The organism is Cupriavidus sp. BIS7, assembly GCF_000292345.1.
Taxonomy (GTDB): domain Bacteria; phylum Pseudomonadota; class Gammaproteobacteria; order Burkholderiales; family Burkholderiaceae; genus Cupriavidus.
Genome location: NZ_ALOU01000041.1, coordinates 73,645 through 84,572, shown reverse-complemented (window position 1 = coordinate 84,572; position 10,928 = coordinate 73,645). Strand labels below are relative to the sequence as shown.

Annotated in this window: 11 protein-coding genes; 2 read left to right on the top strand and 9 right to left on the bottom strand. The window is 65.7% G+C overall.

The genetic code is table 11. The annotated features are described in order from the left end of the window. Positions 1-44 precede the first annotated feature (44 nt). The 3 genes from B552_RS0115640 to alr form a co-directional block, all read right to left on the bottom strand. Positions 45-530 carry a disulfide bond formation protein B gene (locus B552_RS0115640; RefSeq protein WP_026035700.1) on the bottom strand — a complete coding sequence of 162 codons (486 nt, stop codon included), beginning with the start codon at positions 528-530 and terminating at the stop codon, positions 45-47. Between the two features lie 259 nt (positions 531-789). Continuing rightward, positions 790-2,157: a DNA repair protein RadA gene (gene radA, locus B552_RS0115635; RefSeq protein WP_019449977.1), complete on the bottom strand. Its 1,368-nt coding sequence runs from the start codon at positions 2,155-2,157 to the stop codon at positions 790-792. Positions 2,158-2,166: 9 nt separating this feature from the next. Next, positions 2,167-3,276, bottom strand: coding sequence for an alanine racemase (gene alr / locus B552_RS0115630; protein ID WP_019449976.1), 1,110 nt, complete (start codon positions 3,274-3,276; stop codon positions 2,167-2,169). 451 nt (positions 3,277-3,727) lie between these two features. On the opposite strand from alr, the gene lplT reads away from it, so the two are divergent. After that, positions 3,728-5,047, top strand: a complete 1,320-nt coding sequence (lplT, locus tag B552_RS0115625; RefSeq protein WP_019449975.1) for a lysophospholipid transporter LplT — start codon at positions 3,728-3,730, stop codon at positions 5,045-5,047. A gap of 56 nt (positions 5,048-5,103) precedes the next feature. Here the strand turns inward: lplT and B552_RS0115620 are convergent, their stop codons facing one another. Genes B552_RS0115620 through tsaB form a run of 4 tightly spaced genes read right to left on the bottom strand, consistent with a single transcriptional unit; the run spans position 5,104 to position 8,405 of the window. After that, a complete protein-coding gene (locus tag B552_RS0115620; RefSeq protein WP_237718227.1) occupies positions 5,104-6,159 on the bottom strand; it encodes a DUF1853 family protein in 1,056 nt (351 codons plus the stop codon). Positions 6,160-6,172: 13 nt separating this feature from the next. After that, positions 6,173-7,105, bottom strand: a complete 933-nt coding sequence (locus B552_RS0115615) for a uracil-DNA glycosylase (protein ID WP_019449973.1) — start codon at positions 7,103-7,105, stop codon at positions 6,173-6,175. After that, positions 7,102-7,656, bottom strand: coding sequence for a ribosomal protein S18-alanine N-acetyltransferase (rimI, locus tag B552_RS0115610; protein ID WP_019449972.1), 555 nt, complete (start codon positions 7,654-7,656; stop codon positions 7,102-7,104). The genes B552_RS0115615 and rimI overlap by 4 nt, the downstream gene beginning before the upstream one ends. Then, positions 7,653-8,405, bottom strand: a complete 753-nt coding sequence (tsaB, locus tag B552_RS0115605) for a tRNA (adenosine(37)-N6)-threonylcarbamoyltransferase complex dimerization subunit type 1 TsaB (RefSeq protein ID WP_026035699.1) — start codon at positions 8,403-8,405, stop codon at positions 7,653-7,655. Before tsaB ends, rimI begins: the two co-directional genes overlap by 4 nt. Before the next feature lie 169 nt (positions 8,406-8,574). Between tsaB and B552_RS0115600 the strand changes: the two genes are divergently transcribed. Continuing rightward, positions 8,575-8,844, top strand: a complete 270-nt coding sequence (locus B552_RS0115600) for an acyl-CoA-binding protein (RefSeq protein WP_019449970.1) — start codon at positions 8,575-8,577, stop codon at positions 8,842-8,844. Here the strand turns inward: B552_RS0115600 and B552_RS0115595 are convergent, their stop codons facing one another. Then, a complete protein-coding gene (locus tag B552_RS0115595) occupies positions 8,845-10,260 on the bottom strand; it encodes a DHA2 family efflux MFS transporter permease subunit (RefSeq protein WP_237718226.1) in 1,416 nt (471 codons plus the stop codon). A gap of 98 nt (positions 10,261-10,358) precedes the next feature. Then, a complete protein-coding gene (locus tag B552_RS0115590) occupies positions 10,359-10,829 on the bottom strand; it encodes an SRPBCC family protein (protein ID WP_019449968.1) in 471 nt (156 codons plus the stop codon). Positions 10,830-10,928: the final 99 nt, after the last annotated feature.

The window sequence follows — 10,928 nt, the reverse complement described above, 5'->3', positions numbered from 1 at the left end:
CCCTCTCCCGCACGCGGGAGAGGGGAGAAACCAGTTGGTTTCTATTAGCGGAAATGCTTTTCGCGGCGGATCAACCCCACCGCCAGCGTCAGCGTCAGGATCACCAGCCAGATCAGCGACCATGCCGGGATCGACAGGCCCAGGATCGGCGGCGTGGGCGCCGTGCACAGGCCATCCGAAAAGAACACCTGCGGCAGCAGCTTGGCCGTGGGCAGCGAATTGACCCAGTTTTCGAGCGGATCGATGCCGCACGAGGCCTTGGGGTTCATCAGCAGCGCCACCTGATATCCCGCCACGGCAATACCGCCCACGCCGGACAGCATGCCCAGGCCTTGCCAGAGCGAACGCGTGTTCTGCGCGATGGCGGCCAGCAGCGAGAACGTGCCAATGCCGATAAAGGCGAAGCGCTGCATGATGCAGAGCGGGCACGGCTGCAGGTTCTCCACGTACTGCATGTACAACGCGGCGCCAAGCATCGCAAACGAGACGATGGCGATCAGCAGGAAATAGGCTCGGGAATTGGCTTGCATGGGCATTTGGGGCAAATTTGCTTCGACGCGATTATTACCTATTTTCCTCCGCCCCATCATTGCGCCCCGGCAATCCGCCGCGCCGGATCGTGTGGCGGATTGCCGCAGATGCTTGACGCCGCACCGGTGCCGGGTAGGCGCCCGGACGGCGCCCTCCCTGCATGCCCGACACCTGCCCAATGAATAGCCCCGCTCATGCGGGGCTATTTCTCATGCTGCGTCGATTGCGTCGGCTGCGTCGCTTGGGTCGATTGCTGAGTCAGTCCAGATGCCGGACGCGGTCGATGGCCTGTTCGAGCCGGTCCACCGCGATGACCTCGATCCCGTCGATTCTCTGCTTGGGCGCGTTGGCCTTCGGGATCACCGCCATCGTGAAGCCTAGCTTGGCTGCTTCCTTTAGCCGCTCCTGACCGCGCGGGCTCGGGCGGATTTCTCCGGCCAGCCCGACTTCGCCGAACACCACCAGCCCACGCGGCAGCGGCTTGTTGCGCATCGACGAATGGATCGACAGCAGCACGGCCAGGTCGGCGGCGGGCTCGGTGATCTTGACCCCGCCCACCGCGTTCAGGAACACGTCCTGGTCGAAGCACGCAATACCCGCATGCCGGTGCAGCACGGCCAGCAGCATCGCCAGCCGGTTCTGTTCGAGACCCACCGCCAGCCGGCGCGGATTCGGCACGTTGGCCGTATCGACGAGCGCCTGCACCTCTACCAGCAGCGGCCGCGTACCCTCCTGCGTCACCAGCACGCACGAACCGGCCACCTGGTCTTCATGCTGCGACAGGAACAGCGCCGACGGATTGCTGATACCGCGCAGGCCGCGTTCGGTCATCGCGAACACGCCGAGTTCGTTGACGGCCCCGAAACGGTTCTTGAACGCGCGGATCAGCCGGTGCGACGAATGGGTGTCCCCTTCGAAGTACAGCACCGTATCGACGATATGTTCGAGCACGCGCGGGCCGGCCAGGCTGCCTTCCTTCGTGACATGGCCCACCAGGATGATCGTGATGCCGGTGCTCTTGGCAATCCGCGTCAGTTGCGCCGCGCATTCCCGCACCTGGGCGACCGAACCGGGCGCCGAAGTCAGGGCTTCCGAGTAGAGCGTCTGGATCGAATCGATCACCGCGACTTCGGGCTTGTCGGCCTCCAGCACGGCCTGGATCTTTTCGAGCTGGATCTCGGGCAGCAGCCCGAGCGAGGCGGCCTCCACGCCCAGCCGTTGCGCGCGCAGCGCGATCTGGGCACCCGATTCCTCGCCGCTCACATAGAGCACGCGCCGGTCTGCGGACAGGTTGGCCAGCGCCTGCAGCAGCAGTGTCGACTTGCCGATGCCGGGATCCCCGCCAATCAGCACCACGCCGCCGGACACCAGGCCGCCGCCAAGCACGCGGTCAAATTCGTCGATGCCGCTCGAGAAGCGCGGCACGTCGGCTGCCTCGATTTCCGAAAGCTTGCGCACCACGGCAGACGAGGCCAGCGGCTGGAATCGCCGCGCCGCCGCCGATCCCGAATCCGCCACGGTTTCCACAAGCGTGTTCCAGGCGTTGCACTGTGGGCACTGGCCTGCCCAGCGCGGCGTGGTGCCGCCGCACTCGGTGCACGTATATACAGTCTTGGATTTGGCCATTTATGCGGTTTATGCGGCGTCGTCTGCGGTAGTCAGCGTGGCGACCGTGGCCGGCACGCGCGGCGCCAGCCCGCACATGAGTTCGTAGCCGACCGTTTCGCTGGCCGCGGCCACATCGTCGATCGGCAGGTCATGGCCCCAGAGCGTGACCGGGGTGCCGATCCTCGCCTTCGGGCAGTCCGTCAGGTCGACGCAGAGCATGTCCATGGACACGCGCCCGACCAGTTGCGTGCGCACCCCATCGACCAGAACCGGCGCGCGATTCTCGCCCCAGCCCTGTGCGTGGCGCGGATAACCATCGGCATAGCCGCAGGCCACCACGCCGATGCGCATGGCGCGGTCGGCCGTGTACTTCGACCCGTAGCCAACCGTGTCGCCCGGCTGCAGGTCCTGGATGCCGATCAGTTCACTGTGCAGCGACATCGCCGGCTGCAGCCCGGTGTCCGCGATATCGGCCGTCACTCCGGTGGGAGACGCGCCGTACAGGATCACGCCGGGCCGCACCCAGTTACGGTGCGACTGCGGATGCCAGAGCACTGCCGCGGAGTTGGCCATGGTGACCTCGCCCGGCAGGTTCGCGGTGGCGGTCTCGAACGCCTTGACCTGATGCGCGATGCCGCGCGGGCTGTCGGCATCGGAAAAATGTGTCATGTGGACGATGCTGCCGATGCACGACATGGTCCGGGCCCGCTCCCACGCGGCGCGGTACTGCTCGGGGCGGAAGCCCAGCCGGTTCATGCCGGTATTCAGCTTGAGCTGGATCGCCAGCGGCCCCTTGGGCCGGGCCAGTTCCAGCATGCGCAGCTGCTCCTCGCAGTGCACTGCGGTTGTCAGGCGATATTGTTCCAGCAACGGCACATCCTGCGGCTGGAAGAAGCCCTCCAGCAGGAGGATCGGGCCTTGCCACCCCAGGTCACGCAGCAGCACGGCTTCGTTGAGGTCGAGCAGGCCGAACCCGTCGGCGGCCTTGAGGCCGGCAAACGCACGGCGAATACCGTGACCGTAGGCGTTGGCCTTGACCACCGCCCAGACGCGAGACTCCGGCGCGTAGCGACGCACCACTTCAAGATTGTTGGCCAGCGCGGGCTGGTGGATGACAGCGTGAATGGGTCTTGGCATGGATCTGACTACTTGGGCAGGCTGCCTGACCGGTCATGCACCAAGTCAGGGAAGACCCGGTCGGCAAACTGCGGGATTCGTGCGTTGATGGCGTTGATGGCGTTAATGGGTCACACGCCTTGGCGGCTTTTGCATCGCGCAGGCGATATTTGAACACAACCGGGAGCAAATTCCGGGAATCCATTGGACTGCAGGCTGTCCAATGCGCGTTTCCCTGTGTGCTGAAATGTCGCGATTTCGTGATATAAAGCCGGACGCTCCGGCCATGTTTTAAAAGAGAAGCAATATGTCAATGACGGTCAGGCAAGCCGCCAGGCGTACCAAAGTTGCGCAACCGCCCCACTTTGACAACACTGGAGCGACAGGTTCCCTGCATGCCGTGGCGATGCCACCCGGCGCACATTTGCCCGCAGTCAACGTGGGCGTCCGCGATGGAGACAAAGTCGAAGGTATGAAGAAGGGCTTCTACACGATCATGGCCGCGCAGTTTTTTTCGTCGCTGGCCGACAATGCGCTGCTCATCGCCGCCATTGCCCTTCTGACCGAATTGAATTCCCCGCAGTGGATGACGCCGCTGCTCAAGCTGTTCTTCGTACTCTCCTATGTGGTGCTGGCGGCCTTTGTGGGCGCCTTTGCGGACTCTCGGCCCAAAGGCAAGGTCATGCTGATCACCAACGCGATCAAGATCGTTGGCTGCTCCATCATGATGTTCGGGCTGCATCCGCTATTGGCCTACGGCATTGTGGGATTCGGGGCCGCGGCCTATTCGCCGGCCAAGTACGGGATCCTGACCGAACTGCTGCCCCCGGAAAGACTCGTCGCGGCCAACGGATGGATCGAGGGCCTCACCGTCGGCTCGATCATCCTTGGCACCGTGGTGGGCGGCGCACTGATTTCGGTCCACGTTTCCACCATCCTGCTGCGCTTCGACCTGCCCTATTTCGACACCGGCATCAACACGCCGGCCGAAGCGGCAATGGTGGTGATCATGTTCTTCTACGTCATCGCCGCGATCTTCAACCTGTTCATTCCGGACACCGGCGCGCGGTATCCGCAACAGGAAAAGAACCCCATCAAGCTGATCGCCGAGTTCGGTGACTGCTTTATCGCGCTGTGGCGCGACAAACTGGGCCAGATCTCGCTGGCCGTCACCACGCTGTTCTGGGGCGTGGGCGCCACGCTGCAGTTCATCGTGCTCAAGTGGGCGGAAAAATCACTCGGCCTGAACCTGTCGCAAGGCGCGCTGCTGCAGGCCGTGGTGGCCGTGGGCGTGGCCGTGGGCGCGATTGCGGCGGCTGCGCGGATTCCGCTGCGCAAGTCGCTGTCGGTGCTGCCGTTCGGCGTGGCCATGGGCGCCACCGTGATGCTGATGGCGTTCTACACCAAGGCCACGATTCCGGCCGTCACGCTGGACGTGCTCGGCCTCCACATGCCGCTGTACATGGGCATCGCGTATGTGTTCCTGATGATCGTCGGGGCGATGTCCGGCTACTTCGTGGTGCCGATGAATGCACTGCTGCAGCACCGCGGCCACGTGCTGCTGTCGGCCGGTCATTCGATCGCCGTGCAGAACTTCAATGAAAACGTGTCGGTCCTGCTGATGCTGTGTCTGTACGCGCTGCTGATCAAGCTGAACGTGCCGATCGGCTTTGTGATCGTCGCGCTGGGCCTGTTCATCTGCGCCACGATGCTGCTGGTGATGCGCCTGCACAAGCACAATGTGAAGGTGTACGACTCGCTGGCGATGATCGGCGAGGACAAGCACCACTGATCACCACTGACCACCGCTGACCCGGCTCCGGGTCAGCACCCCCCCTTCAAACCCTATCAGACCCTGCGCGCCCGTTCGATGGCGCGCGTCTCCCAGCCCGGTGGCACGACAAAGCCGCGCGAGCGCTCCACCCAGATGCCGGGCTGATCTGGCCCGGCAGGCTCCAGCTCACAAACCATCACCGGGGCATCGCGGCGCCAGGCGTGATCGGGATGCGCATCCCCGAAGCGCTCCGCGAGCACCGCATGTAGCGATTCGGCCAACTCCGTGTCGGCCTCCGGCATGCGTGCGCCAGACAGCCAGTCCGCACGTGGCAGCCGGCACCATCGCACCGGCCCGCCCGCCTGCGCCGATGCCCGGCCCATCCAGTCGTCCAGCGTCGCCCACCAGCCATGCAGATGATCGGGCGCAATCGCCAGCGCATCGAGCCCCGGCGGCGGCACACCGCCGCGGTAGAACAGCCAGCCCAGCAAATAGACTTCGCTGCGATCGATCGCATGGCCGACGATGGCCTGGGCCTCGGCCGTGCGCCCCAGCGGCAACTGGCGGCGCACGATGTGATCGAGCTTGTCACCAAGGCGGTCCACGAGATTCGGGCCGACAAAGGCCCTGCGGTCGGCCACGCCATCGACCATCAGGTAGAACTTTGCAGCCATCTCCCAGTGGACCGTTTCGCCGGCTGCCGGATCACGCCAGATCACGTCCAGTTCTCCGAGCGTCTGTACGCCGTGCCCGTTCGCGCGGCGGATAGGCACGTTCGCGGCCAGCAGTTCGATACCCGGCGCATGCTGCAACGCGAAGTGCAGCAGCCGCTCGGCGTGGCGGCCCAGCCGCAGGCTGCGGCTGCCAGCGTGATCGGGATGATCGCTCAGTTCGGTGATGGTTTCAGGCAGCGTGGCCGGATCGGCCTGGGCCAGCCAGGCCTGCCACGCTGCGCGCACGCCGGAAGGCCAGCGGGCCAGCCGCGCGGTGGCGGCGTTGTCCGGCAGGCTGGAAAGGAGCGGCGGCGACAAGGAACTCCACGCCAGATCGCGCGTGCGTTGCGAGACGGCGCGACGCCACAGCGGCACCTGCCCGTCGGCACCGGTCTGTACCGGCCCGCCCGGGCGGATGCCCTGCGTGGAATCAGGCTTGAGTTCCCTCACGATCGTGTACCTCTCGGGCCAGGCACAGGTCTTCCCATGCACGTGCCTTGTCGGTCAATGTGCGCAACAGGTAGGCGGGATGGTAGGTCACCACCACCGGGATGCCCTCATAGCTATGCACGGTGCCGCGCAGTTTGCCGATCGGCGTGGTGGATCGCAGCAACGACTGCGCCGCAAACCGCCCCAGCACCACAATGACTTTCGGCTTGATCAGCGCGATCTGCCGCTTCAGGTAAGGTTCGCACTGCGCCACCTCTTCCGGCTCGGGGTTGCGGTTGCCCGGAGGCCGGCATTTGAGCACATTGGCGATGTAGACGTTGCGGTCACGGGCAAGGCCCAGAGCGGCCAGCATGTTGTCGAGCAGCTTGCCGGCCTGCCCCACGAACGGCTCGCCCTGCAGGTCTTCGTTCTCGCCGGGCGCCTCGCCCACGAGCATCCATTCGGCCTGCTGGTCGCCAACACCGAATACCGTATTGGTGCGGCCGGAGCACAGGCCACAGGCCGTGCAGCCAGCCACGCTCTCGGACAGCGTCGGCCAAGCCATCGCAGCAATCGCCACTTCGCGATCGTCCTGCGCCGGCGTGCTCTGGCGCAGAACCGGAATGACTGGCGCGGCGGCCGGGGACGGCGCATCGAAGGCCTCGACCGTTTGCGCGATCTCGGCGGCATCGTGGACATCGGGCATGTCGACCGGCATGTGCGGCACCGTGGCCACAACAGCTGCCGGCTGATCCAGCTCCATCGCCACCGCAATATCGGCAGATTCCAAGGCTTCCGCGCGCTCCACGGCCTCCATGGCGTCAACCATGACCGTCGATTCCGCGATCAGCGCCTCAGCGGCTGCCGGCTCCTTGCGCGGCACCCACTCGGCCGGAATACCCAGCGCCTCCAGGAACATCGCGCGGCGATTCATGCGGCGCTCCCTTCGGCTGGCTCGCCTGCAGACCAGTCGCGGCGCAGAACCAGCGCGTCCTCGCGCCCCAGCGCCGTGGCCGGATAGTAGCCCTTGCGACGGCCGATCTCGACAAACCCGGCTTCCAGATACAGGGCCAGTGCGCCGACATTCGAAGGACGAACTTCGAGCAGCATGGTGTGCAGGTGATGAGCGTGCGATGTGGCCAGTGTAATCGCCAGCAGCAACCGGCCGTAGCCCTGCCGCTGGTGGTGCGGATCGACGGTGATATTGAGCAGATGCATCTCGTCGACCACGGGCATCAGCATCGAATACCCCACCAGCGCGGTAGACGGGTCCCGCAGCGTCAGGCCGATATGGCCGGCCTTGAGCGAATTCTCGAAATTGCCGCGCGTCCATGGATGGCTGTAGGCACGCTGCTCGATCTCGGCCACGGCCTCCAGGTCCAGCGCGCTCATGCGGTCCAGCGCCCAGCCGGCCAGCAGTTCCGGCATGGCGGGCGTTGCCGGCCAGACGGGCCGGTCGGGAATCGGCACGAGCGCGGCACTCATGCTGCGCCTCCGATGCTGGCCGCAGCCTTGGCGGCCGCAGCGGCTTCACGCTCGGCAACGGTCTGTGCAACCTTGTCGCGCACGTAGATCGGCATGGCATCGGCGGCGTCGATCGTCTCGCCGCGTGCCAGCGCGCGCAGGCCTATCGCGACCATCGCGCGCGCGCCGGGCAACGCTTCGGGCAATACACGCTCCGCGTGCGCAGCCACGGCCAGCCGCTCGCCGAATACTGCAGACGCGTTGCCCGCAATCCAGAAGCGCCCCTCCGGCTGCGCCACGGTTTCCGGGCCGACAACCTGCATCGCACCCTGCATGCGCCATTCGCCATCGTCCCAGCAGAACGTGGCGGCGTAGGCCTGATCCATGCGCGCATCGAGTGCGACGAGCACGGACGTATCGGGGGATAAAGGCGGCGTGCCTGTGCGTGCACTTTCGGCACAGGCCATCAGCACATTGACGGGAATGACCGGCAGCCCGGCGCCGAAGGCCAGGCCCTGCGTCACGCCACAGGCGGTGCGCAGGCCCGTGAACGAACCGGGGCCGGCGCCAAACGCTATGGCCGCGCAGTCCGCCAGCCGGATACCGGCTTCAGCCAGTACCTCGCCCACGGCGGGCAGCACACGCGACGACGAACGCGCGCCGGTGTGCTCATGACGGGAGAAACACTCGATGGCGCCGTCAGAACCAGCGCGCCCGAGTGCGACGGAACACCACTCAGTGGAGGTCTCGACAGCAAGAATCCAGGACATGGCGCGATTGTATCCGTTGCCGGGGCAAAGCTGTAATGGCATGGACGCCCGATGGCTCGATCCTGGCAGGCCCAACCGAGTGCTTCCTCGGTTTTTTTGCACTGGAACGGCCGGCGTCGCCGCTTATCATCGGCAACTGTTCTGAACCACCGCCTTACCGGAGATATCCATGAGCGACCTGCAAACCCGTTTCGACCAGGCCCAGATCGACGTCAAGACGCTGTCGGAGCGTCCCAACAACATGACGCTGCTGCGCCTGTACGCGCTCTACAAGCAAGGCGCGGACGGTGACGCCCACGGTGACAAGCCCGGCATGACCGACTTCGTGGGCCGCTACAAGTTCGAAGCCTGGGAAGCGCTCAAGGGCACGAGCCAGGATGAAGCCAAGCAGAAGTACATCGAACTCGTGGGTGACCTGCTCGCCGGCCGCGCGAGCTGATCACCCCGCCGGGACGCGTCTGGCGCGAATGCGCCAGGCGGCAAGTATGGCCGTGGCGATGACCACGCCCACGGCCAGGAAGGTCTCGTCGAACGCCTGAATGCGGGCGCCCTGCGTTACCAGGTCGCCGCCCTTTCCGAGCACTGCGCCGTGCTCGGCCAGCCGCCACTGCAAACCCACCCCTGCCAGGCTCACGCCGATTGCCCCGCCAAGCTGCCGCAGGAAGCTGATGCAGCTGGAGCCCTGGGCGATCAGCGAGAAGTCGATGCCCCGCATCGACCCAAGCGTCAGCGACGGCAGGATGCAGCCCAGCCCGATCCGCCCGACCACCACGTAGAGCACGAGCAACAGGTAAGGCGTGGCCGTCGATCCGGTAGCCATCAGCAGGAACGACCCCGCCAGCAGCATCAGCCCGAACGACACCAGCCTGTGCGGCGGTATCCGGTTGGTCATACGGCCGGCCACGGCAATCGTCAATGCCAGCGCAACGCCCGCAGGCAGCAGCACGATACCCGCGGCCGACGGCGTATACGCCAGCGCCATCTGCATGTATACCGGCAACAGGTACGTCGAGCCGTACAGCCCTGCCCCGTAGATAAATGCCACGATGGCGCCCGCCGCGAACTGCCGGTAGCTGTACAGCCGCATGTCCATCAGCGGATCCGGGGCGCGCAGTTGCCAGAACACGAAGCTGGCGAGCATGACCACGCCGAAGCCCGCCAGCGCCAGCCCCGCTGGCATGTTGTGGCGCAACTCCACCAGCCCATTCAGCAGGCTGACCGTAGCCAGGCCCGCCAACGTCAGACCGCGCCAGTCCAACGGCTTGCGCTCGCCCATCATCGCGGAATCCACGGCCATGTAGCGGCGCGCCATCCACAGGCCGATCAGTGTCAGCGGCACCACCACGAAGAAAATCGAGCGCCAGCCGAAGGTTTCCACCAGGAAGCCGCCCACGCTGGGCCCGACGGCCGGCGCCAGCACCACGCCGAACCCGAACAGCGACATGGCCTTGCCACGTTCGCTTTCATCGAACACGCGCATGATGAGGATGCTCGGCAATGGCTGCATGATGCCGGCGGCGATGCCCTCGGCCGCGCGCATCGTCAACATCACGCCGAAGGTAGGCGACATGCCGCCAATCAGCCCGCCCACGCCCAACAGTATCAGCGTGCCGATGAATGTCCGGCGCAGGCCATACCGGTTGAGTAGCCAGGGCGTCAGCAGCATCGACAGCGTCATGGCGATCATGAAGCTGGCGGCCACCCATTGGGCTCGTTCCTGCCCCAGCGAGAAATGGCGGCTCAGGTCGGGGATGGCTACGTTGACGATGGTCGACGATACGATCGACGACACCGACCCGAGCATCAGCGTCACCAGGACCAGCCAGCGCAGGCGGTCGCCGTAGCGGGCGCGCAGTTCAGCGCGCGTAGGACCGCCGCGGCCCGGCCCGGCGCCGTTGTCTCCTCCGTTGGCATCCCCGCCGCCGGTACGTGCCGGCGCAGTGGATTCGCGGTTCACCCGAGTCGCCCCGTTGCGGCGACTTCGCGGATCTTCCGCACGGTGTCGAGGTCAGCCTCGTGGTAGGCGGACTTGACGATCTCCGCGTAGCGGGCATCTCCGCTTGCGTCGACGTTCGGCATCGTGGTCTCGTAGATGAATCGCACCAGCAGCGCGACGGGCGTGGGGGTCTCGATGATCATGGTCAGCGTGCCGCCCGCGTGCTCGGCCGTGGCAGCCGATTCGTAGCGAACGGCGCGGCGCGGTTCATACACCACGCGGTCGCGCACATTGGCCTGGCCGAAATGAAGCACCCGCTCGATCCACCCATCCCCGCGCTCCACGATCTCGGCGCGGTCCAGGCCGAGCATGAACAGCTCCGGCGACTCTGCGCGCAGCACCAGCCCTTGCCAGAGCTGGTCGGCCGTCATCGGCTCCAGCGTGGGGTTGCCCGGGTCATTGATCTCCACCAGGTGTTCGAAACGCAACTTGACTCTCCCAATCGTAAATGTCCGTATCGTGAATGTCCGTATTATGGGGCCTCTCGCGTGCCGACGCCGGTTGCTTTTTCCCCCGTTCGGGTCTGC